Source organism: Paenibacillus dauci, assembly GCF_000971985.1.
GTDB classification, from domain to species: Bacteria; Bacillota; Bacilli; order Paenibacillales; family Paenibacillaceae; genus Saccharibacillus; species Saccharibacillus dauci.
Window position 1 is genome coordinate 86,174 of record NZ_LAQQ01000002.1, and the last position, 23,424, is coordinate 109,597.

Sequence of the window (23,424 nt, forward strand, 5' to 3'; positions counted from 1 at the left end):
AAATTAAAGGAGGAATGGAACAATGTTGGGAATCGACGTCAAGAAGGTAGATGATGATATTATTATTAGACATCAGTTTACAAAGCTGGTCATTCCTGTTGCCGATATTATCAGTGTCTCTCTGGATGATACATATGGCGGCAAAGAGACAAATGCTATTCGGATCGGTGCACCGTATGGCACAACCGATCGAGTAGCTATCCAGACCAAAACCAATAACTACATACTTTTTACCACCAATTATACGAAGATTATGAATACTATCAACTCAGCAATTGAGAACAATTAACAGGTTAAATCTATACACTAATATTAAAAGGTCACTTCTGATTTTAAGAAGTGACCTTTTAACGTGCAAAATGAAGTGATGTTTAAACGAGATAATCATAGGCAACTTTGGTTATTTTTATTTTTTTAACAGAAAGCAATCCAAGTGACATCTTGGAGATTCATCTATTCATCTGCATGACGTACAGCAGCTGTTTTTCTTTCCTTGCGACGCATCGGTGAGACATTCCAGTAAGTCCCCGTACGCCATAGCCATTCAACAGGACCATAATTGAAGTGCTTAAGCCACAGCTTGCTAACCCCAATTTGAAGTATAAAGAATACAATTCCAATCGGAAGTAGCGCTGCAAACGGGATCGGAGGAACGAAAGCAATTTTACCTAAAGCAGCCATGCTTCCTCCTATAAAAATAGAACCAAACACTAACGATTGCAGTAAGTAATTCGTTAAGCTCATACGGCCAATCCAGGCAAACGGATGAACTAACCAAGAGAACCTGGATGAAGAAAGAAACAGAAAGATTAAAGTAAATCCAATAGAAACAGAAAAGTTCCAGATGATCGTCAGATTTAACCATTGGAAATCATATGAGGTGTGAATTTGGTATTTCCCCCATACTCCAACTGCCAAAAATATGCAGCCCATTATTCCTTTAAGAGTCTGGTGCTTGAGTTGAAATAATCCTGCACGATATGCTGACATACCAAATAGGAAAAAGCTTAGATGCTGCATAGCTTCAATAAATCCATTAGAAAAATTGGGATGCAACCATATTAATGGTTTAAGAAACCAGTAATTACTTATAGGGAAAATTATGAAGTAATCTGAAATGTTTATATTCGTTCCATTTATAAATAATGACACAGGTATAGGTGAAGGCTGGTATAGGAACATGGCCAATAGTCCAAATATAAAAAGTGGCCAAGCCGGCATTGATACAAAGAGTAAAAGTAAAATCCCATCCAGAGCATACATGAATAAGATATCGCCATCCCAAATCCATAGATAATGTGCCGTCCCGATTAAAAGTAAAATAAACATTCTTCTTAATAAGATAAAATAGGGATTGAGCTGTCGCTGAATCGCATGATCATACATAATAATCATAGTAATTCCAAACATAAAGGCGAACAGAGGTCGCGAACTATTACCAAAAAGGATATAAATAATTTCATGCGATCGATCGATTATAGAAAATGAAGAAAACATCCAAAACATAGTATCCAGATTCAACCCACCAAGTCGCTTAAGATTAACCAGAAAAATAGCCAATAAGGCAAAGCCTCTAAGCTGGTCAAGTGCTGTTATGCGCTCGGTATGTACATTGTTTTTTAAGACAGTAGAAGACATTGAATAGACACTCCTTAAAATATCGCGATTGTAAAACAGATGATTATTGTATGATTGCGACATATATTCGTATTCTAGCTGAATTTCTTATGTATATATCTGATCTAATAAGCTTGGGTGTTCTTGATCACTAATTGAAGAAACAGCAGGATAGACGATACATATCCATGCTGTTTCTGTTAAGCATACTTTTTTCGGGAAATGAAGTGTGCTATCTTATATCCATTTTTGTTTTAGCTTAAGTCTGCATTGTAAATAGCGGTTCAGATTAGTATCTCAGTTCCCCGCTTGCTTGCCGCGCTTACGTACGATCCCTTCTGCCAAACCATACCCTGCAAAGCAAATTGCCAGTGCAGCATAGATCAGCTCTACCGAAGGCAGCAGCGGTAAAACGACCACTGCTACCAGCACGAATACAGCCGTGCGGATCAGACTGCGTACGATCTGCGCCTTATGCTTGCCCGGCAGGAAAATAATCGCTGACGATATCGCATACAGCACAAATCCCGCCACTGACAGCCAGGCAAAGCTACTCGCATTCAGCTCATGGTGGAAGCCGTAATGCACCACGTTGGCGACGATTCCCAGCGACATAAATGTCAGCAGATGACCGTAAATGACAGACTGCCCGGAGCTTTTGCGGTCTTCCCCGGCGATATGCTCCGATGATTCAAAGTAATGCCACCAGACCGATACCGCGATGATGAATCCGAGTACAGCAGATAGGACAGTCGCCCCGGTAATATGATCTTCACGCAGTCCATTGACAATAACCAGAATCAGCTCGCCCAGCAGGATGATTGTCGCCAGTCCGTATCGTTCGAGCAGATGCGGATGATGAACCGGCAGCTTGCTCAGTACACGGCGGCGCCCCAGCAGCGGCAGCAGAATATCGACCACAATACCGGTGTACAGCACGATGAATTTGCCATCTCCTGGCACCAGTACGGACGAGAAGCTGATCAGTGCCCCGATGAGGAAGCTAATCGCCAGATAGCGGGAGATACGGCGGGGTTCGCCTTCCCGCTGCATCCAGCCGCGCATATACATGAATACGGTAGACAGCCGAATGCCTACATAGCCGAGCATAAAGAACAGATAATACGCTCCAAAATCCAGATTGATACTCGCCGCCATCATAATGACGAACACCATCTGTACAAAGTAGGCGATCCGCTGGACGCTATCGTCCTGTCCAAAACGGTTAACGTATACGGTGAAGCCCGTCCAGGCCCACCATAGCGGAACAAAAATCAGTATGTATTTCAGAATGACATCTAGTGGGATCGTGCCATGATGCGAGTGAGCCAGCACATGTGCAGTGATCGAGACGGCAGCGACATAGACCAGATCGTAGAACAACTCCAGCCAGGTTACTTTTTTGTGTGAAATGAAATGACACATCCTTTCGGGTAAAGTTGATTTCCAGTTGAAACCAGTATAGCAAGGATTAAGGTACAAAAGCAGCTTATTTGTCGGTAAAAGATACACGCATAGTCACTCTTTTGGAGCAGATACAGTTAACGAATAGAGTCAGACGGTTAATAGGGGAATAACCCATCTCTCTATGGAGAATACGAACGGAGGCTTTGCATCCTATGTCCAACGCTCATCCAGAACACTCCCTGTCGTCACAGCAGCAGCCCGATACCCATACCGATCTGTCCGCAACACCTGCATGCTGGCACGATGACGGTGCCGATATTCTGATTCCGGTTCCACGTGAATTTAGCTTTGCCGAAAATTACAGCCATCTGGCGACGGCGACCAATGAATCTCTGTACACACTGCAAGACGGCAGCATCTACAAAGCGATCGCCGTCAACCAGCAGGCAACCGTGGTCAGGATCAGTGCTCATGAGAACACGCATATACGGATTCAATTTATAGACGAGCCGGATTGGAAGGCGGCAGATCTGCGTGCTGGTGTAGCCAGGTATGTGTATGACTGGTTTGATCTGGGTACCGACCTGGGGCCTTTTTATGCAATGGCCAAGAGTGATCCACTGCTCAAGGAAGCGGTAGTATCCTTTTACGGCCTGCGCAATATGGGCATTCCGGATCTGTATGAAGCGATTTGCTGGGGAATTCTGGGGCAGCAGATCAATCTGGGATTTGCCTACACGCTGAAAAGAAGATTGGTCGAACATTTCGGACAGGCACTGGTACGGGAAGGGCAGACCTACTGGCTGTTCCCCACTGCCGAGCAAATTGCTGGCCTGACGGTAGAGCAGCTGTCTGCTGCCGGGATCACGACCGTGAAGAAATGCGAGTACCTAATCGATACTGCCAGACGCATTGCCGAAGGCGCATTGTCCAAAGAGCAGCTGCTTCAGGCCACAGATGTGAAGCAGGCGGAGAAAATGCTCGTACAGATCCGCGGCATTGGTCCATGGACGGCTCATTATGTGTTGATGCGTTGCCTGCGGATGCCGTCAGCTTTTCCAATTGACGATGTAGGGCTGCATAACTCGATTAAGCATGTACTGGGTCTGGAGGCGAAGCCGACCAAGGCACATATTCTGGAGCTGTCTGCCGGGTGGTCGCTATGGGAATCATATGCAACTTTTTATTTGTGGCGGTTTCTGTATTAAAATACCAATTGGGACTGGGTGATGAAGACCTTTTGTATTATATTATTCATATTAGAAGGGAGGTGAAAATAATGGAAAAAATAGTGATGATCTTGTGCTTGGCGGCTGGTGTGTATTTTCTATTTCAAGGTATCGATGTTCTCATGACGACGGCGCGCGGAGAATCTATTTATAGAGCTGGATTACTAATACCCGCGCAAGATACAAGTCTGCTTATATATGGATCTGGTTTTCTTTTGACAGGGGCATTGTTCATGACCGGTCCATTTGCATGGAGGCTCATTTCGAAGTCTACCGTCAAAGGATAGTATTAATTAACGTACACTTTTAGCAAGCAGATAGGCTGCCCATGTTTAGGTTCATTTACATACCAAAGTCAAAAAGGGTATTGGTTTTGAAAAGAACCAGTACCTTTTTGTTGTCCGATTAGAACAGTATTCACAAAATGGATAAATATTTTTACATATCCTTTGATGCAAACGGTTGCATAAATCGCAAGATAATACTATAATAACTTATAATTTCATACCAAATGCACTACATATTCAATCGTCTGTTTCTACACAGTTATCCCAGGAACCCTGGTAACACGCAATTATTTACACTTTAGCTTACATAGTTTACTGAAAACCCTTACTTTGGCTTTTGAGCAAACGATTGCGCAAACACGGCTTCTTGGCCATTACCGATGAAGAACAGCAACAATCTATGGAATCGGATTAGGAGGATATTATGTTAGCAGAACAGCTTAATAAAAAAGGCAAAAAAGTTACCCGTCAGCAACTGCCTGCGCTTCCCCTTCACATGATCTGGATGATCAGCTTTGGATTTTTGGGAGTACAGATGGCGTTCTCACTGCAGAGTTCCAATATGGGACGCATTTTTCAGACGATTGGTGCCGACCCTCATAGCCTTGGATTCTTCTTTATCCTGCCGCCGCTGGCAGGTCTGATTGTACAGCCACTGGTGGGCTATTTCTCGGATCGCACATGGATGCCAAGGCTGGGAAGACGGATTCCGTACCTGCTGATGGGTGCTATTGTTGCGGTTATCGTGATGTGTCTGCTGCCGAACTCGGGCAGCTTTGGATTTGGTCCAATGGCAGCGCTCACGTTTGGCGCGATTACGATTTTGTTTATGGATGTATCCTCGAACGTAGCCATGCAGCCTTTTAAAATGATGGTTGGCGATATGGTCAACGAGGAGCAAAAGGGATTCGCCTATTCTATCCAGAGCTTTCTGTCCAACAGCGGTGCGGTTATCGCTTGTATTTTCCCGTTCCTGCTGACGATGCTGGGCGTCTCAAATAATGCAGCTCCAGGTGTGGTTCCGCAGTCTGTAGTCATTTCCTTCTATGTGGGGGCGATTGTACTGATCGTCTGCAGTTTGTTCACGGTATTCAAAGTCAAAGAATATACGCCGGCTGAATATGCAGCCTACCACGGTATTACAGATGAGACCAGCAAGCCCAAAGCAGGTATGTGGAGTCTGCTGCGCACTGCACCACGGGTATTCTGGACGGTATCTCTGGTACAGCTGTTCTGCTGGATGGGATTCCAGTATCTGTGGACCTACGGAACCGGAGCGGTCGCAGCAAATGTATGGAACACAGCCGATCCTTCCACTGCTGCGTATCAGGCGGCGGGTAACTGGTTCGGTATTCTGTCGGCAGTACAATCGGTAGCCGCTGTACTGTGGTCACTCGTACTCGCCAACATGTCGAACAACAAACGCAAAATCTGGTATGCACTCAGTCTGGTACTTGGCGGTATCGGATTCGGCTCGGTCTTCTTCATTCATAACCAGGGCGCCCTGGTCGTATCCTTCCTGCTGATCGGTATTGCCTGGGCAGCGATGATGACTTTCCCTTTCACTATGCTGACCAATGCATTGTCCGGGGAAAATATGGGTACGTATCTGGGTCTGTTCAACGGCAGTATCTGCCTGCCGCAGATTATTGCTTCCTGTCTGAGCTTTGCCCTGTTCCCGGCACTTGGTTCATCGATGCCGGTCATGATCCTGATTTCGGGTGTGCTGCTGGTCATTGGAGCATTTACGGTAGGGACAATCAAGGAAACCTATGCAAGACGAGATCATCAGACGTTGAACTAAGAGGTATACGATTGGCTGCATAAGCTGCAAATTGTTAAAACATTCAGAAGAGGAAGAGACATTAAGGTCTCTTTCTCTTTTTTTGCGTGTATACGATATATAGACAGAATTCTCTTGTTTTTCAATTTACATATAATTACTTTAATGATAGTATAAACCCATCTAATACAAAGGAGGATGGCGCTCAATGATTCATTCCATGCGTTTACGTTAAGCAGCCGAAAAAGAAAAACCCCTGTTGAGGAGGGCTTCTTTTGTGATGCTTGTCGTTACGTATATGGACATTGAACGCGATCCGGACGGCTGTATGTTATGTTGTCCTGCTGTGTTCCTGTACGTTATGAAGCAGATCGGAGCCCCTATGGGTACAGATCTGCTTTTTTGTTGCTTCAAATGTACAGAAAAGGAGAGGGTATCATTATGCATGCAGATTGGAAACGGAAATTCGCATTCATTTTTAGTGGACAGATCTTCTCGATCCTGACTTCCTCGATGGTTCAATTCGCTATTATCTGGCATCTGACCGAGACCACAGGTTCGGCTTCAATATTAATGATTGCTGCGCTGGTTGGGTTTATGCCGCAGGCACTGCTTGGCCCCTTTATCGGAGTATGGCTGGACCGCTGGAATCGCAAGATTACCATGATCGTAGCGGACAGCGTAATAGCGGTATCCAGCCTTGCACTCGGGCTGTATTATTTGGCAGGAGAGCCGAGTCTATGGGTGGTCTATGTGGTGCTGTTTGTCCGCTCGGCAGCTTCGGCTTTTCATGGACCTTCCTTTCAGGCAGCGATTCCGCTGATTGCGCCGGAGGATCAGCTGACACGGGTAGCCGGCTGGCACCAGCTCGTATTCTCTGCCTCCAGTGTGCTGGGCCCGGCGCTGGGTATTGCCGTATATTCGGCTACTTCGCTGGGAACATTGCTGCTGCTCGATGTCGTAGGGGCATTGATCGCCAATACGATGCTGATGCTGGTTCGTATCGATCAACCCAAGCAGGAGATTCAGGAGAAGCCTTCCTTTCGCCGGGAATTCATTTTGGGCTGGAAGACATGGATCTCGGATCAATCCATTGTGACGATCACCATCGCCATGGCTGTATTCAGTGTCGTATTTATGCCGCTGGCGATGCTGTTTCCACTAATGACACTGTCGCACTTTGGACGCGGCGGATACAGTGCCAGTCTGATCGAAGCCGTATTTGGCATAGGCATGATCCTGGGCAGTATGCTGCTGTCCGTACTGGCTTCCAAATGGAAAGATTCCACCTATATCAGTCTGAGTCTGGGCATTATCGGAATAACCTGTATGTTGAGCGGCATGATTGGCAGCAGGGCATTTTGGGGATTCGCTGCCTTGTCTTTTCTGATGGGCGCGGCGGCTCCATTATTCAACGGTCCGTATATGGCGATGATCCAGAAAGCCTATGAACCGGAGATGCTGGGGCGGGTTCTGTCACTGATTACGAGTATAGGACTGCTGTCTTCGCCGATCGGACTCGCTCTGGCTGGCCCGGTTGTGGACCGGTATGGCGTCCAGGTATGGTTTTTCTGGTCAGGTATTATCGTGGCATTAGTAGGACTGTTAATGTTTATTCGATTTTACCGTAAACCTCAGCCGGGTGAAGAAAAACAGGCGCTCGGTTAAGCATGGAGTATATACAGACATGAAAAGGATAAAAAAGGCAATTGTAATTTTTTTCACTGATGGATTGCTTACATTGCCGGTAATATGGTAGCATAGCAATACCGTTTTATAACTTCATAATTATTCAAGGGCTATGATTGCTATGGATCACACTATAGCAGGAGCAGCTTCTGGAGAGACTGCGGATTAACCGCGGCGCCGAAGGGTTCACAATCTCAGGCAAAAGGACAGAAGAGTACCGAATATATATTTGTCATGCGGATCATTGCGATCCATAGGGCAGGTGTATATTTTGATATTCTTGTGCACCGGAGATTGGATGACATCCAGTCTCTTTTTTTATGGACTTTTACGTAAATTACGCAAGGATTGAGGGGGAAATCAGCATGGCACAGAAAGAATTAAAAAGAGAACTTGCCAATCGGCACGTACAGTTGATTGCGATCGGAGGTACGATTGGAACCGGGTTATTCCTCGGATCGGGCAAAGCGATCGAGAAGGCAGGACCTTCGATTATTATTACGTATCTGATCGTCGGCATGGCTATCTTTTTCGTGATGAGAGCACTGGGTGAGCTGCTGCTCTCCAAAGCAGGCTACCAGTCGTTCACGGATATTGCCGAAGATTATCTGGGACCCAAAGCTGCTTTTATTACCGGCTGGACCTACTGGTTCTGCTGGATTATGACCGCAATGGCGGATGTGATCGCCGTGGGCGTATATGTGCAGTACTGGTTCGATATTCCGCAGTGGATGCCGGCAGTCCTGTGCCTGATTATTCTGCTCGGGCTCAATCTGATGACGGTCAAGAATTTTGGGGAACTGGAATTCTGGTTCGCCCTGATCAAAGTAATCACGATTCTGGCATTGATCGGGCTTGGTGTCGTGCTGCTGATCATGGGCTTCAAGACTGATGCAGGCTCGGTCACCGTCCGTAATCTGTGGGAGCACGGCGGCATTTTCCCGAATGGGGTTACCGGGTTTCTGTTCTCGTTCCAGATGGTCGTCTTCGCCTATGTGGGTGTGGAGCTGGTCGGTGTATCGGCTGCGGAAACGGCAGATCCACAGAAAAATATTCCGTCAGCGATCAACAAGATTCCGCTGCGCATTCTGTTTTTCTATGTAGGCGCATTGATCGTATTGCTGTGCATCAATCCGTGGACACAGCTGAGTCCGGCAGAAAGTCCGTTCGTACGTACATTTACTCTGGTTGGTATTCCGGTAGCAGCAGGCATTATCAACTTTGTCGTACTAACCTCGGCAGCATCCGCGTGCAACAGCGGCATGTTCTCGACCAGCCGTATTTTGTATAATCTGAGTCGTAAAGGGCAGGCTCCCCAGAAGTTTGGTGAGCTTAACCGCAATCATGTACCAAGCAGCTCCTTGTTCGTATCGACGCTGGTTATTTCTGGTGGCGCGTTGCTGAGCAAGCTGATTCCGGGACAGGCTTTTGAGATTGTAACATCGATCAGTGCGATTTGCTTTATTTGGGTATGGGGCGTCATTCTGGTCTGCCATATCCGATACAAAAGAAACCGCCGCGATCTGCACCAGGCATCCAAGTTCAAAGCACCTCTGACTCCGTTTATCAACTATGCGGTACTGGCACTGTTCGCTGCGATCCTGGTGATTATGCTGATCGCCCAGGAGACACGTCCGGCGCTGCTGTGTACGCCACTATGGTTTATTCTGCTGCTGGTGCTGTATTCTCTGCGAGTTCGCAAAGCAAAAAGAAGTATTCAGAGTGCTCACGTAACTGATACATGAAATAGTTACAGGTAGGTACGCTTAAAATTCATTTCAGAGATAAAAAGATAAAAAACAGTGACCAGATATTCGGAATCTGGTCACTGTTTTTTGAATTATATTTATTAAATGAGGTTTGAGTTTTGCAACAATCTGCTAATAATAGCGGCTGCTTCAGCTTTGGTAATATACGATTTTGGTGCCAGTGTAGAGCTTGTTCTTCCTGTTACAATACCCGATTGCAGACTGGCATTAATACCGGAAGATGCCCAGGCACCAACTTTACTCGCATCCGAGAAAGAATTCAGGCTGCTATTTGCAGAATTTGATTTAATCTTGCTGTGCAGTCCTGTGTTGTCCAGAACTTTGGCTACAATAACCATAGCCTGTTCACGAGTGATTTTGTCATTAGGACGGAAGGTACCATCCTGGAACCCGTTGATCAAGCCATACTTCTGTGCTGCACCAATATAGCCGTTATACCAGGCTTCCGGAGCTACATCTTTATACTGACCGGATACGGTCTCAGGCTGCATGCCTAGTCCGCGTACCATAATAGCTGCGAACTCTGCTCGTGTGATTTCCTGACCCGGTTGGAAATTGTTGTTGCTTCCACCTTCGACAATTTTGCGTGAGCCCATATCATTTACAATATCACGTGCCCAATTTTGCTGTACATCCTGGAAAGTGACAGGATTCCATATGAGCGCGTACGTACTGTTGGTCAGACTATTAATATTCGCATAGTATATTCCGGCATTTTGAGCCACTTCGGTAGGAACATGGCGTACAGTGCCGTCTGCATTAATGACTACTCCTGTAGTAATCTGATTCGGATCTGTTCCTTGTGGTAGAGCGATACTGCGTTCCACATATTCCTTAAAGTCAGAGACTTCGGCAGTTTTCTCACCATATATCCCTGTAACCGTAAAGGTCATTGGCTGTCCAATGACTGTAAAGCCTTCTCTGGAAGCAGCACTTTCAATAGTAGAATTCATCTGGGCTGTAGGGACTGCGATTCGAATCTGCAGCATAATATTATCCGTATTTGTTCCCAGCTGACTGGAGAGCGATTGGCTGTTAATGAGCGATACAGGCAGGGTATACAGAGCTTCCTCTGTCTTCACCTGTACAACAGCCTGCTGCTGTTGCAGTATATTAAGCATTGTTCCCTGCAATTGAACATTGACAGCATCAGCGTTGGTGTTGACTGGAACTGTAATCAGAGCACCGATTCCGGCTGATGCAACAATATCCTTCAGTCGGTCAGCATCAAATGTAACTGTTGATGTGGTCTGTCCATTATCCGCAGCCGTCGTAATAATAGCTGCATCATTCGTTACACCATTAACCTGCAGTTCTGCACTGGATGTTGCTGGTGCTGGAGCAGATGGAGCTGAAGGCTCTGAATTACCGGATGATGGCGAACTTGTAGATGGGAATGGAGTTGAATCGTCGTCGTCATCGTCCTTGTCTCTTTTTGGTGTCACTGTATTGGAGACCTCGGATGCTGTACTTCGGCCTCCGCTGCTGACTGCTACCACTGTGAATGTATAAGATTGACCATTGGTTAATCCGTTGATGGTAATCGGACTTTGCGTTCCGGTTACTGTTTGTCCTCCAGGGGATACAATCACTTCATATCCGCTTATCGTATTGCCTCCATTATCTGTCGGCGGTGTAAAGGTAATAGTTGCACGGTGGTTTCCCGAGCTGGCTCTTACATCTGTTGGTGCCGAAGGAACAGTGAATGGAGCAGCACTTACTTCATTGGAATAACCACTCTCTCTGCCTCCATTAATCGCCTTGATGGCAAAGTAATAAGTGGTACCATTCGTTAAGCCTGTTACGCTATGACTGTACACCGATTGGCTAACTGTACTTATAGGCTCTCCAAAATTACCCGAGGCTTCACGCATATATACTTTATAACCGCTTGCCAAGTCTACAGGATTCCAGGTGAGATTGACACTTCTGTTGCCTGGAGCAGGAGCAAGCAGTTCCGGTGCGCCAGGTGTCAGCGAACGGGGCTGAACAACCAGTTCATTGGAATATGGACTCTCGCCACTCGTATTACCTGATGTGATCGCAAAATAATACGTAGTACCGTTTGTAAGATTCGGTACTGTATAGTGATAAGTATCCCCACTTACAGTAGCGATAGGTACTGGATCATAAGCTAATGAAGATGTTCCTCTGTATATGTTGTAGTACGTAGCGCCTGTAACAGTATTCCAGTTTAATCCGACTTCTTCGTCACCTGCACTTGTCGTGATACCACCGGGTGGCACAAGAGTGGACGGCTGTTCTTCGCCTGCTACATCTTCCGCTACATCTCCGAGTTTGTCGAGATCGCCAGCTGCATAGTACCATGTAAACTGGTCGCTCTCTCCCTGGGCCAGGTCTTTCATACGAATGAACAAGGCATAGGAGCCATCGTTAGTTGCTTGAATTGCAGATGAAGCAGGATCCTGGCTGGTTGAATTTGTGAATTCGCAACAAAAATTAATGGATACATTGGCTCGATCGGAGGGAGAATAGAATAAAACACCTGTATCTCCAGAGTAAATTTCAAGTGATGCAGCGCGCTGTTCGGGACTCGTGATTTTCTGGAATCCTCCTGTTTCCAGGTTACCTCTGAGTTTGGTAGGTGAGTCTGTTCTCCCTACAAAATCATCCCTGGTACCTGTCCAGAAGCGCAAATTGTTCACCGGGCTGTTGCTTTTATTCGTAATCTGCGTATTAATTCTGACAAAGGAAGCATCTTGTCCAAGATTATACGTATTACGTACTTCAAGTAACTGTCCATTAATCGTAATATCTCCTGTAGAAATAATGGTTCCATATCCTGTATTGTTTCCGGTATTAACATACCCTGATGTATTAATTACCTGATTTTCCAATAAAGGATTTTCTATAATAGTACCGTTTTGATTCCACTCTGTCGTTCCATCTCCTCCAATTCCAAAAGAATTGTCCAATGGATACGTACTAAAAGTAAGCTGGTACCAATCGGGTACTCCATTTACCGTTCCATAATAGAAGGGCTGCAAAAGATTACCGTTCTCGTTGATCGAATTTGCTGTTCCATCACCAAAACGTAACTTTCCGTTATTTAACACAGATCCTGCAGCTTCTGTTACAGTAGATGGTACCAAATAAGATACAAACATAAGCATAACGAATAGTAACGCATATCTGCTGTAAGCGAAAATGCTCCCGGATGGTATCCATTTTTTCATTCATGTACTCCCCTTATAATATAGTAGTGGAACCCTAACAAATATGTGTTTCATAGATTACTTAAGTAAGTGGGATGCTGGTAAGATAAGCATGCCGCCCCTTCAATCGTTGTGTGTAAAGCGTTCCTCCTTTTTATTGAATAAAAACCAATTATTAATAACTATTAACACAATAAGGAAAATAAAAAACGGATATAGATGATATTTGTCTGGAAAAATGTGGGCTAGAGTATCAAGCGAAATGTTAGTAAGAAGTAAGGGATCATTGAGCTGCAAAATGACTCATAATATAATTATTTAGATATAGGGTTTCGGATCGTTTTGACAATAAGATTAAATTACCAGCTTTATAGAAGGAGGCGATACGGTTATGAATGACAAGAAATCCGCTATGACAGAATATGCAGAGAATGTAGAATCCCAGCCCCGTCGTATACGGGCAGATGCGCAGCGCAATATGGATTCTCTGCTGCAGGCAGCGATGAATGTATTTGCTTCTTCGGGAGTGGATGCGCCGGTACGGGAGATTGCGGAGCAGGCAGGAGTGGGCGTCGGTACAGTCTATCGCCATTTCCCGCAACGTTCGGATCTGATCGAAGCGGTCTTTCGGCAGGAGGTCGATGCCTGCGCCGATGCAGCGACAGAATTGTCTGCACAGTACGGACCGGGAGAAGCGTTGGCACGATGGATGCAGCGGTATGTGGACTTTATTACTGCCAAGCGCGGACTTGCTGCGGCACTGCATTCGGGTGATCCGGCATATGAGATGCTGCCGGCCTATTTTGACAAGCGACTCAAACCGGCGCTGGCCGATCTACTGGAGACAGCGGCAACAGCTGGTGAAATCGGTGCAGATGCCGAGCCGGATGATCTGCTGCGTGCAGGCGCAAGCCTCTGCGCAGCTGGAGCAAAAGGAGACCCACAGCAGGCGCGTCACATGGTAGGCCTGCTCGTAGATGGGCTGCGCTACCGGGCGAATCGCTAAGCTGGCAGAGTCATCGGGATGCAGAAGGGCTGAGCGATTGGTTGATGTTGAATTCATTTATATAGAAGGAACATTATTTTGCCACTCCAGCAAACACAGGAAGATAGCGGAATTTGGTTGTGATTCAGGATAGGGTTTAAACAAAGTATATGATAAAAAAGGAAGCCACGAGGATGGCTTCCTTTTTTATTTGATCAGGTATAGGGTACAATCTTACTTCGATTCAATGCGACCCATCGGATTGTCGCTTTCTGTCAGCACTGTCTTGGCAGCTTCCCAGGAAGTATCACCTGGATATAGTTGGCTGCGAAGATAAGCCCAGGTGAGCTGCTGAACCAAGGCCACCCGCTTTGGATTCTCGTCAGTTGTCTCAGCCACATCATAGCCGGATACACCGCCCAGTCCGTGACCTGCATCGAACAGGGTGAGCAGATCTTTGGGACCCGGTGCGAGGAAGTAAGGGTCAGTATGCCAGTCAGGGCCCACTACTGTCAGATGACGGGAAGCATCCTGGTCACCAGCTACGACGAGTGCAGGCGTATCCATACCTGTGAAATGCATCGTCGAGAAGAAAGGATAGTTCTGTGTAGTAAATTCGCTGAGTGCATCGCCGCCCCGACCAGGTGCAGCGAGCAGTATACCTGCCTTGATCCGGGGTTCTTTCAGATCCACGTCGGTTCCATCCACGGGATCGGTGAGGCTGGCGCCGAGAAGTAGACTGATCGTATTTCCACCCATGGAATGACCTGCTGCAGCAACGCGGCTATGATCCAGACGACCGGCAAGCAGCGGCACAGCAGATTCAATCGCATCCAGATGATCCAGAATATACATCATATCCTGAGCACGGGAGCGCCAGTACATCGGCGCTTCAGGATGATCCGAACCAAGATCCAGTGTGCGGGAGCTGAGATGGGTAGGCTGGATTACGACAAACCCGTGTGCTGCCCAGAAATCGACGAGTGGCGCGTATCCATGCAGCGAAGACAGATGATTGGAAGGCCCTTGTCCATGAGAGAGCAGAATAATGGGCAGATTATCTCCCTCAGCAGGTGCAGTAACTTTGATATGCAGATCGACAGGACGGCCAGGAACAGGAAGCACCAACGGACTATACGAAAGAATGGGAGTCGGGACACTCATTGTGATTTCCATGTTTAAGTTAATCTCCTTTTCGGATCAAATGTTGGCTGTCGCTGTCTGGGTGTGGTATGTATAAGTATCAAGCGGAACCATGTTCCGATTATATACGGAACATGGTTCCATTTACAATAGACTTTTGAATAAAATAAAAAATATCGATTGATCCTAGAGAAATGAATAGATAATGTATCTGTGCAAGACTTCTTTATTGTTTACCCGGAAAAGGCTGTCTGGGGTGCAATCGTAATGGTATACTGATTGCTGTAGCGCAAGTAACGGACATTTCATGCACTGCTGTAATTGACCGACATTCGACCCTGGAATCACCCCAATAAAGTACCACCCTTATTAACTTTGAGAGAGCAGGATTATATTTATGACAGAGCATAACAACCAGGTTTATCGCTTCAGTGAAGCACCGATATGGAATCTATTATGGGAATATTATGAAGAAGAAGGGCTGAGAGCCTGGAGTAACGATCAGGTGCCTCAATATGTAACGAGTAATCCGATGATCGGCGATGCCTATGCGGAGATGATCTTCGGATTTCTGCAGGACCGGGCGAATCAGGGATTTGGTTCGGAACCGGTATACATTGTGGAATTAGGCGCGGGTGCCGGTCGTCTCGCTTATCATGTCATTCATGAGCTGCGCGAGCTGATCGAGTATGCGGGCATTGATGTACCGAATTTCTGCTATGTGATGACGGATCTGGCGATGAACAATGTAACAGCCTGGCAGCAGCATCCTGCGTTGCAGTCCTTTATTGCCGAAGGAATTGTGGATTTTGCACGGTTCAATGCGGTTGAGGACACAGAACTTCATCTGGCTGTATCCGGAAAAGTCATTAAGCAGGGCGATCTCAAGCAGCCTGTACTGGTTGTCGCCAATTACTTTTTCGATGGAATTCCGCAGGATCTGATCTATATCGGAGACGGCAAAGTCCATGAAGTAGATGTAGCGGTACAATATCCCGAATCCGATGGCGTCCTCAAAGCTTCCGAGCGTATCAGCCAGATTCAGCTGGACTATACGTACCGTCACGCTCCGGAATATGAACAGGAAGATTATCCGTATCGCAGCGTAATCGCCATGTATCAGGAGCATATGGAAGACTCGCATATTCTGTTCCCGGCAGCCGCATTTACCTGTCTGGATCGGCTGAATGCACTGTCCGATGCCGGATTCTTGCTGATTACGGCGGACAAAGGCGATCATCTGATGGAGAAATGGCAGTTCGCCGAACCGCCTGAATTGATTCTGCACGGCAGCTTTTCCTTTACCGCCAATTACCATGCGATGCAGCAGGTATACGAGCAGCGGGGCGCAGAGGTATTATTCCCGACCCAGCATTACAGCAGCATCAATATCGGCTGTATTCTGAGTCTGGAACAGTCAGCCAAGTATCCGAATATGAGACTGGCATATCGCCGGTCTGTAGAGCGGTTTGGGCCGGATGAATTCTTCAGTCTGAAGCTGTGGGTAGATCAGCATCTGGACAGCTTGGGACTACAACAGATCCTAAGCTTCTGGCGGTTGGGTGGCTATGATGCAGAATTCTTTATCCAGACGACCAAGCAGATCTCCAGCCTGATGCCGGAGGCGACGGATGACGAGAAAGAAGACATCTTGAGCGGTATCGAGACCATGTGGTCTTCGTATTATGTAATGGAGCATCAGCATTATGATCTGGCACTGGATATCGGTCTGGTATTGTTCGAGATGGATATGTACGAGCAGTCCAAGCGTTATCTGGAGATCTCTGTTGCCGGGGAAAAGGAAGAAGTCGTATCGACCGTCTATTACTGCCTCGCGATCAGCTGCTTCGAACTGGATCAGATCGAAGAGGGAGAGCAGTACCTGCGCAAACTGCTGGAGGTTGAGCCGGATCACGAAGAAGCGTTAGCACTGATCAGTCATTTTGAGTCGATGGAATAATTGTCGGTGACGTGAGCTTTTGAACAGTACTTTTCCAATACTTCAACATAAAATAAAGACGCCTGAAATGGCGTCTTTTTGTTGCACATAGTTATGGGTCAATGCGGGTAAATGGTGTTGAGTGTAATAGCCGGTATAAGCGTATATGTGATATACATATTAATGCCAAAGTATAGGTGGGGATTTTATTTATAGTATATTAAAATTACTAAATATGTTAAAAATATATATAAATGAAATCAATAGGGAGGATTAATGGATGAATTTTTTTCGGTTTTTGAGTGTATTAATGATCTTGTTTTTAATATTGTCCGGCTGCTCCAAGGAAGAAAAATTACCGGATTCCAAGCAAGAAGCATTCCAAGTATTAAAAGGGGCTGTATCGAATACAACTGATATTTTTGAAAAAAATACTACATATCAACCTAAGGTTGAACCTGTGTTAAATCCTCAATACGGTACAGATTTAAAGAAAGTAAAAACGACCCTAAACCAAAATTTCGATGAGAAAATAACCAAGAAATTAATGAATCATTATTTAACCGATCAGACTCGGGGCGAGTTCATTCTTCTAAGAGCTAATAAGTATGGAGCAGTAGATTCTTATTTTCATATTCACCAACCGGAACAACTGGATCTTGCAAACTTTATCGTAGAGGGTAATCCCCAGTCCTATCGATTTATTACGAAGGATCATCATACATTTACTTTGAATTGGATCAATGCCACCAAAGAATATAAGATTGTTGATTATATGTAAGTTAAAGAAAAGACCGCCAGTTTTCTCTGCGGTCTTTTTTATTATGCTGTGACCCTAACTATAAATCGCAACTATTCAATCTCCATCTCTTTCACTGTCTCGCCCTCGATCAGTACCGGCTCATAGCACGTATTATCCGGCAGATCCTTTTTGCCCTGTAGCTTCTTGATGATCCACTCAGCGGCATCGCGCCCCATCTGTTCCTGTGGATGGGTGAGTGTCGTCAGCTTGATGCTGGCATTTTTGGCGATATAGGAGTTGTCCTGGCCGATAATCGACATATCATCCGGAATAGAAATCTCCAGCCTTCGGCAAGCATGTACCACTTCTAGCCCCACCTCATCGTTATAACACACAATGGCTGTCATCATATCCCGATTCTCCTTGAGAAAAGTATCCAGATGCTGGGCGAGATCCGGCTTGGAGTCTGTATCAAAAGACAATACCTGCTCCGGATGAAAACGCAGCTTGGCTTCACCGAGTGCTTTGATATATCCTTTCATCCGGTACTTGCCCTGCAGATCGTCCATTTTGGCAATAATACCGATCTGGGTATGACCTTTGGCGATCAGCTCCCGCGTAGCGAGATAGCTGGACTGTACATCATCCAGACGGAAGAACGGCACTTCCAGTTCCTCATAAAAGGCATTGATCATCGTAAAAGGAACATCCTGCTCCTTGAACGACAGGTAGTACGCAATATTAGGATTGTACAGATTGCTCTTGGTAGGCTCGACAATCAGGCCTTCTACGCCGTAAGAAAGCATCATCTCCAGCGCTTTCTTTTCCTGGGCTACATCATTATTGGTGCTGGCCAGCAGCAGTGAATAATTGTCTTCATTCAGACGGCTCTCGATGCCGCGAATAATAGACGGGAAAATGTAATCCGAGATGTAGGTAGTAATCACACCGATCGTTCGGGTAGCCGTATGTCCGCCGGAGCGAATACGGTACTGGTTGCTGACATACGTTCCCGATCCTTTTTCACTGCGCAGGAATCCTTCGTTCGACAGCTCCAGAATCGCTTTGCGTACTGTCTGCCGGCTTACATTGTAACTGTCCTGCAGAGCTGATTCCGTAGGAATCTGTGTCCCTACACTGTACGTTCCTGAGAGAATATGACTTTTTATATCATCAATGATGACCTGATATTTAGGCTTCACGTAACCACTTCTTTCATCGTTGTTCATCCATACACCGTTCATTTTCAAATAGTTGTACGTACACATTTTAGCATGATTAGGTATGGATGGAAATGAAATGACTGTTTTCTCCAAATTAACCGTACAAATATGGCTTTCTGTAAAGAAATGTACCCTATATTTTTATCTAAATCAATCCTTAAATTCTAGTAAATCAGGTTAATACAGTTATTATGTAAGTATAAATTATAGATAATGTTGACAAATGTACGTACAAAAAATATACTTGAACTGTCGAAAAAAGAGAGCGCATTCTTTTTGGAAGGACAGACAATATTGGTTCATCCGGAGAATGGAACAGCCCCAAGTTGCTATATCACATACATGAACACATACATGAATTCAGATAGGCAGATGTTGCTGAATTCCGAAGAATCTATTTATACATTGGCATGACCCCATATGAATTCAGAGAAGATGTCCCTATGGATATGAGCAGTTTAGAAAGCGCTTTTCTGAAATGAATAAGGCATGCGTACAACGCCATCCAATGGATGTAAAGCGGCAATCAGAGAGGGGATACAGGATCATGAGTCAGGTAGATATGAAGGAAGCGATCACGACGGGAGCAACGTCGCTTGGTATCGAATTTGGATCGACACGGATCAAGGCGGTATTGATCAACAAGCGTTTTGAGACGATCGCATCCGGTAGCTATGAATGGGAGAACCAGCTCAAAGATGGATTCTGGACATACGATCTGGAGACGATCATTGACGGTATGCAGACAGCTTATCGCAAAATGAAGCAAAGTGTGCAGGAGCAGTACGGTATCAATCTGCAGACCGTAGGATCGATCGGATTCTCCGCTATGATGCACGGCTATGTGGCACTGGATAACAGCGGCGAATTGCTGGTTCCTTTCCGTACATGGCGCAATGCCAATACCGGCGCCGCAGCCAGAGAGCTGACCGAAATGTTCCAATTCAATATTCCGGAGCGCTGGAGCATTGCCCATCTGTATCAGGCGATTCTGAATGAAGAGACGCATGTACCTCAGCTGTCTTCCATTACAACGCTGGCAGGTTATATCCACTGGCGGATGACCGGCAATCATGCGATCGGGATCGGCGATGCTTCCGGGATGTTCCCGATCGAAGAGACTTCGCACAATTATCACCCGTCCATGATCAAGCAGTTCAATGAACATGTAGCCGGCAAAGGCTACACATGGAAAGTCGAAGATCTGCTGCCGAACGTATATCGTGCAGGTGAGCAGGCCGGAACATTGACTGAAGAAGGTGCCAAGCTGCTTGACCCGGATGGCGATCTGCAGACAGGCATTCCACTATGTCCGCCGGAAGGCGATGCAGGTACCGGTATGGTTGCGACCAACAGTGTACGCAAGCGCACGGGGAATATCTCGGTCGGCACATCCGTATTTGCCATGATCGTCCTGGAAAAGGAACTGTCCAAAGTCTATCCGGAGATCGATATGGTCACTACACCGGATGGCAGTCCTGTCGGTATGGTACATGCCAATAACTGCTCCAGTGATATCAATGCATGGCTCGGATTGTTCCTGGAATTCTCGGAAGCCATGGGCTACGGATCGGATAAAGAAAAATTGTTCGGCGTACTGTTCAACAAAGCACTGGAAGCCGACCCGGATGGTGGCGGACTGCTTAGCTACGGTTACTATTCCGGCGAGAACATTACCGGTATGGAAAAAGGACGTCCGCTGTTTGTTCGCTCCCCGGAAAGCAAGTTCAACCTGGCGAACTTCATGCGTACCCATCTGTTCACGGCATTCGGTGCACTGCGAATCGGTATGGATATTCTGACTAACGAACAGGTACAGATCGACAGCGTTCTGGCACACGGTGGTCTGTTCAAGACGCCGCTGGTCGGACAACGTATCGTATCGGCAGCACTGAACGTGCCTGTAGCAGTAATGTCCACAGCCGGTGAAGGCGGAGCATGGGGTATGGCGCTGCTGGCATCCTACATGATCAACAAGGATGCCGAAGAGAGTCTGGACGTATTCCTGGAGCAAAAAGTATTCCACGATGTAGAAGGCGAAGAAGTGACACCGGACGATACCGATGTACACGGATTCGAGATCTTCCTGGAACGTTACCGTCAGGGCCTCGCGATTGAGCAGGCAGCTATCGATCATCTGTTAGAGAACGGAGGAAACTAATATGTTGGAGCAACTGAAAGAAGAAGTATACCAGGCGAATCTGGAACTGCCCAAGCATGGACTGGTGAAATTCACATGGGGCAATGCCAGTGCAGTCGACCGTGAAAGCGGACTGTTTGTTATCAAACCAAGCGGTGTCAGCTACGAGACGATGAAGCCAAGTGATATGGTCGTTGTGGATCTGGATGGCAATGTAGTGGAAGGCGAGATGAGGCCTTCCTCCGATACAGCGACACACGCGGTTCTCTATAAGCACTATCCGCAAATCGGCGGTATTGTGCATACCCACTCTACCTGGGCAACGATCTGGGCGCAAGCAGGACTGGATGTGCCTGTTATGGGAACAACGCATGCAGATACATTCTACGGGGCGGTACCTTGTGCCCGCTTCCTGAATCAGGAAGAGATCGACCGCGGCTACGAGGCAGAGACCGGACGCGTGATCATCGAGACATTCGAACAGCGCGGACTGGACGTTATGGCGATTCCGGCAGTGCTGCTGCACGGCCATGCACCGTTCACATGGGGCAAGGATGCCAAGTCTGCTGTTGTGAACAGCGTAGTACTCGAGGAAGTCTGCAAAATGAACCTATATGCACGTGAACTGAATCATTTTGCCAAGGAACTGCCGCAGAATATTCTGGACAAGCACTATCTGCGCAAACACGGTAAAGACGCTTACTACGGTCAGAAATAAGAAGTTGTTCATCGGTGCGTTACATTGTGACTGGCTATCGGCCACGGTGTAACGTAGCTCCAGCCCGACCTTTTCACACATCATATATTATGGAAAAGAGGATGATTACATGTCAGCAGCAGTAGAAAAACAATTTTGGTTCGTTGTAGGTTCCCAGCATCTGTACGGAGAAGAAGCACTCGGTGAAGTTAAAGCCAATGCACAGAAAATTGCCGATTCCCTCAATGCAAGCGGCGTACTGCCTTATCCGCTCGTTCTGCAGGATCTGGCTGTAACAGCAGACAAAATCACCAATATCATGAAAGAAGTCAACTATCGTGATGAAGTAGCCGGCGTGATCACATGGATGCATACGTTCTCTCCTGCAAAAATGTGGATTCGTGGTACTAAATTGCTGCAAAAGCCGCTGCTTCACCTGGCAACGCAGTACAACGAAAGCATTCCTTGGGCAACCATTGATATGGACTTCATGAACCTTAATCAGGCAGCGCACGGTGACCGCGAATACGGATTCATCAATGCCCGCCTCAAAAAGCAAAACAAAATCGTCGTTGGATACTGGGAACGTGAATCCGTACAGCAGCAAATCGCTGACTGGATGGATGTAGCCGTTGCCTACAACGAAGGATTCAACCTGAAAGTAGCCCGTTTTGGCGATAACATGCGCAATGTAGGCGTAACCGAAGGTGACAAAGTTGAAGCACAAATCCAGTTCGGCTGGACGGTAGACTACTATGGTATCGGCGACCTTGTGGAATACGTAAATGCTGTAACCGAGCAGGAAATCGATGCTCTGATGGCAGAATATGCCGAGCTGTATGACTTTGAATATGGTTCCAACAGCAAGGAAGCATGGGAAGCCAGTGTACGTGTACAAGCGAGCTACGAGATCGCCATCAAGCGATTCCTCGATAACGGTGGCTACACTGCATTCACAACGAACTTTGAAGATCTGCACGGCATGAAACAGCTGCCAGGTCTGGCTGTTCAGCGCCTGATGGCACAAGGCTACGGCTTTGCCGGTGAAGGGGACTGGAAAACAGCAGCTCTGGACCGTCAGCTGAAAATCATGAGCCACAACCTGAACACAGGCTTCATGGAAGACTACACATACGAGATGGCTGCGGGACAAGAAGCGATTCTGCAATCCCACATGCTGGAAGTAGATCCTACCCTGGCAAGCAGCAAGCCAAAAGTAGTCGTATCCCCACTGGGTATCGGCGATCGCGAAGACCCTGCACGTCTTGTATTTGACGGTAAAGCAGGCGAAGGCGTAGTCGTATCGATGGCTGACTTTGGTACACACTACAAACTGCTGATCAACGAAGTATCCGCATTCGAGCCTACGGTTCCGGCACCAAATCTGCCTGTAGCGCGCGTGCTGTGGGAAGTAAAACCAAACTTCCAAGATGGCGTACGTGCATGGATCGAGAATGGCGGCGGACACCATACTGTGGTATCCCTGAACCTGACAACCGATCAGATCATCACTTATGCCAAGCTGGTGAACCTGGACTACGTTGTAATCAAGTAAGATGATTTAGAACTTGTCTGCATGCAGATAAGGATTCTTATAG

At 46.6% G+C, this 23,424-nt stretch carries 17 protein-coding genes and 1 riboswitch; of the genes, 12 read left to right on the forward strand and 5 right to left on the reverse strand.

All coding sequences use genetic code 11. The features are described from left to right. Window positions 1-22: 22 nt before the first annotated feature. Window positions 23-289, forward strand: a complete 267-nt coding sequence (locus WH46_RS14740) for a SunI/YnzG family protein (RefSeq protein WP_046227325.1) — start codon at window positions 23-25, stop codon at window positions 287-289. A gap of 164 nt (window positions 290-453) precedes the next feature. Here WH46_RS14740 and WH46_RS14745 read toward each other — a convergent pair whose 3' ends face one another. Further along, complete coding sequence (locus tag WH46_RS14745) at window positions 454-1,638, reverse strand: DUF418 domain-containing protein (RefSeq protein ID WP_046227326.1); 1,185 nt, start codon at window positions 1,636-1,638, stop codon at window positions 454-456. 276 nt (window positions 1,639-1,914) lie between these two features. Next, window positions 1,915-3,042 carry a low temperature requirement protein A gene (locus WH46_RS14750; protein WP_052714246.1) on the reverse strand — a complete coding sequence of 376 codons (1,128 nt, stop codon included), beginning with the start codon at window positions 3,040-3,042 and terminating at the stop codon, window positions 1,915-1,917. Between the two features lie 194 nt (window positions 3,043-3,236). On the opposite strand from WH46_RS14750, the gene WH46_RS14755 reads away from it, so the two are divergent. From WH46_RS14755 to WH46_RS14775, 5 genes are all read left to right on the forward strand, one after another. Beyond that, a complete protein-coding gene (locus WH46_RS14755; protein ID WP_082208419.1) occupies window positions 3,237-4,232 on the forward strand; it encodes a DNA-3-methyladenine glycosylase family protein in 996 nt (331 codons plus the stop codon). Window positions 4,233-4,303: 71 nt separating this feature from the next. Beyond that, window positions 4,304-4,540, forward strand: coding sequence for a hypothetical protein (locus WH46_RS14760; RefSeq protein ID WP_052714247.1), 237 nt, complete (start codon window positions 4,304-4,306; stop codon window positions 4,538-4,540). Between the two features lie 424 nt (window positions 4,541-4,964). After that, window positions 4,965-6,344: an SLC45 family MFS transporter gene (locus WH46_RS14765; RefSeq protein WP_046227327.1), complete on the forward strand. Its 1,380-nt coding sequence runs from the start codon at window positions 4,965-4,967 to the stop codon at window positions 6,342-6,344. A gap of 420 nt (window positions 6,345-6,764) precedes the next feature. After that, window positions 6,765-7,991 (forward strand): MFS transporter, encoded by a 1,227-nt coding sequence (locus tag WH46_RS14770; RefSeq protein ID WP_017813275.1) that lies wholly within the window; start codon window positions 6,765-6,767, stop codon window positions 7,989-7,991. A 160-nt stretch (window positions 7,992-8,151) separates the two neighbouring features. Beyond that, window positions 8,152-8,232: riboswitch (glycine riboswitch) on the forward strand. Between the two features lie 145 nt (window positions 8,233-8,377). Next, the gene (locus WH46_RS14775) at window positions 8,378-9,757 is read left to right on the forward strand and encodes an amino acid permease (protein WP_017813276.1); all 1,380 of its coding nucleotides are present in this window, start codon (window positions 8,378-8,380) and stop codon (window positions 9,755-9,757) included. A 104-nt stretch (window positions 9,758-9,861) separates the two neighbouring features. Here WH46_RS14775 and WH46_RS23455 read toward each other — a convergent pair whose 3' ends face one another. Beyond that, window positions 9,862-12,978, reverse strand: a complete 3,117-nt coding sequence (locus tag WH46_RS23455; RefSeq protein ID WP_052714248.1) for an S-layer homology domain-containing protein — start codon at window positions 12,976-12,978, stop codon at window positions 9,862-9,864. A gap of 370 nt (window positions 12,979-13,348) precedes the next feature. On the opposite strand from WH46_RS23455, the gene WH46_RS14785 reads away from it, so the two are divergent. After that, window positions 13,349-13,963 (forward strand): TetR/AcrR family transcriptional regulator, encoded by a 615-nt coding sequence (locus WH46_RS14785; protein ID WP_017813278.1) that lies wholly within the window; start codon window positions 13,349-13,351, stop codon window positions 13,961-13,963. Window positions 13,964-14,176: 213 nt separating this feature from the next. On the opposite strand, the gene WH46_RS14790 is transcribed toward WH46_RS14785, so the two are convergent. Next, window positions 14,177-15,118: an alpha/beta hydrolase family protein gene (locus WH46_RS14790; protein WP_046227328.1), complete on the reverse strand. Its 942-nt coding sequence runs from the start codon at window positions 15,116-15,118 to the stop codon at window positions 14,177-14,179. A 364-nt stretch (window positions 15,119-15,482) separates the two neighbouring features. Between WH46_RS14790 and WH46_RS14795 the strand changes: the two genes are divergently transcribed. Both WH46_RS14795 and WH46_RS14800 read left to right on the forward strand, forming a co-directional pair. Beyond that, window positions 15,483-17,045 carry an SAM-dependent methyltransferase gene (locus tag WH46_RS14795; RefSeq protein WP_046227329.1) on the forward strand — a complete coding sequence of 521 codons (1,563 nt, stop codon included), beginning with the start codon at window positions 15,483-15,485 and terminating at the stop codon, window positions 17,043-17,045. 259 nt (window positions 17,046-17,304) lie between these two features. Continuing rightward, window positions 17,305-17,805, forward strand: coding sequence for a hypothetical protein (locus WH46_RS14800; protein WP_046227330.1), 501 nt, complete (start codon window positions 17,305-17,307; stop codon window positions 17,803-17,805). A gap of 71 nt (window positions 17,806-17,876) precedes the next feature. On the opposite strand, the gene WH46_RS14805 is transcribed toward WH46_RS14800, so the two are convergent. Next, the gene (locus WH46_RS14805) at window positions 17,877-18,968 is read right to left on the reverse strand and encodes a GntR family transcriptional regulator (protein ID WP_017813282.1); all 1,092 of its coding nucleotides are present in this window, start codon (window positions 18,966-18,968) and stop codon (window positions 17,877-17,879) included. Window positions 18,969-19,536: 568 nt separating this feature from the next. On the opposite strand from WH46_RS14805, the gene WH46_RS14810 reads away from it, so the two are divergent. The 3 genes from WH46_RS14810 (at window position 19,537) to araA (ending at window position 23,381) form a co-directional block, all read left to right on the forward strand. Continuing rightward, window positions 19,537-21,150: a xylulokinase gene (locus WH46_RS14810; protein ID WP_046227331.1), complete on the forward strand. Its 1,614-nt coding sequence runs from the start codon at window positions 19,537-19,539 to the stop codon at window positions 21,148-21,150. Between the two features lies 1 nt (window position 21,151). Continuing rightward, complete coding sequence (locus WH46_RS14815) at window positions 21,152-21,847, forward strand: L-ribulose-5-phosphate 4-epimerase (protein WP_046212432.1); 696 nt, start codon at window positions 21,152-21,154, stop codon at window positions 21,845-21,847. A gap of 109 nt (window positions 21,848-21,956) precedes the next feature. Further along, complete coding sequence (gene araA / locus WH46_RS14820) at window positions 21,957-23,381, forward strand: L-arabinose isomerase (protein ID WP_046227332.1); 1,425 nt, start codon at window positions 21,957-21,959, stop codon at window positions 23,379-23,381. Window positions 23,382-23,424 lie beyond the last annotated feature (43 nt).

Excerpts from the sequence above, each read along its gene's own strand:
- WH46_RS14785 (WP_017813278.1), top strand. The coding sequence starts at position 13,349 with ATGAATGACAAGAAATCCGCTATGACAGAATATGCAGAGAATGTAGAA.
- WH46_RS14815 (WP_046212432.1), top strand. The coding sequence starts at position 21,152 with ATGTTGGAGCAACTGAAAGAAGAAGTATACCAGGCGAATCTGGAACTG.
- WH46_RS23455 (WP_052714248.1), bottom strand. The coding sequence starts at position 12,978 with ATGAAAAAATGGATACCATCCGGGAGCATTTTCGCTTACAGCAGATAT.
- WH46_RS14810 (WP_046227331.1), top strand. The coding sequence starts at position 19,537 with ATGAGTCAGGTAGATATGAAGGAAGCGATCACGACGGGAGCAACGTCG.
- WH46_RS14795 (WP_046227329.1), top strand. The coding sequence starts at position 15,483 with ATGACAGAGCATAACAACCAGGTTTATCGCTTCAGTGAAGCACCGATA.
- WH46_RS14790 (WP_046227328.1), bottom strand. The coding sequence starts at position 15,118 with ATGGAAATCACAATGAGTGTCCCGACTCCCATTCTTTCGTATAGTCCG.
- WH46_RS14755 (WP_082208419.1), top strand. The coding sequence starts at position 3,237 with ATGTCCAACGCTCATCCAGAACACTCCCTGTCGTCACAGCAGCAGCCC.
- WH46_RS14775 (WP_017813276.1), top strand. The coding sequence starts at position 8,378 with ATGGCACAGAAAGAATTAAAAAGAGAACTTGCCAATCGGCACGTACAG.
- WH46_RS14760 (WP_052714247.1), top strand. The coding sequence starts at position 4,304 with ATGGAAAAAATAGTGATGATCTTGTGCTTGGCGGCTGGTGTGTATTTT.
- WH46_RS14740 (WP_046227325.1), top strand. The coding sequence starts at position 23 with ATGTTGGGAATCGACGTCAAGAAGGTAGATGATGATATTATTATTAGA.
- WH46_RS14750 (WP_052714246.1), bottom strand. The coding sequence starts at position 3,042 with ATGTGTCATTTCATTTCACACAAAAAAGTAACCTGGCTGGAGTTGTTC.
- araA (WP_046227332.1), top strand. The coding sequence starts at position 21,957 with ATGTCAGCAGCAGTAGAAAAACAATTTTGGTTCGTTGTAGGTTCCCAG.
- WH46_RS14770 (WP_017813275.1), top strand. The coding sequence starts at position 6,765 with ATGCATGCAGATTGGAAACGGAAATTCGCATTCATTTTTAGTGGACAG.
- WH46_RS14765 (WP_046227327.1), top strand. The coding sequence starts at position 4,965 with ATGTTAGCAGAACAGCTTAATAAAAAAGGCAAAAAAGTTACCCGTCAG.
- WH46_RS14745 (WP_046227326.1), bottom strand. The coding sequence starts at position 1,638 with ATGTCTTCTACTGTCTTAAAAAACAATGTACATACCGAGCGCATAACA.
- WH46_RS14800 (WP_046227330.1), top strand. The coding sequence starts at position 17,305 with ATGAATTTTTTTCGGTTTTTGAGTGTATTAATGATCTTGTTTTTAATA.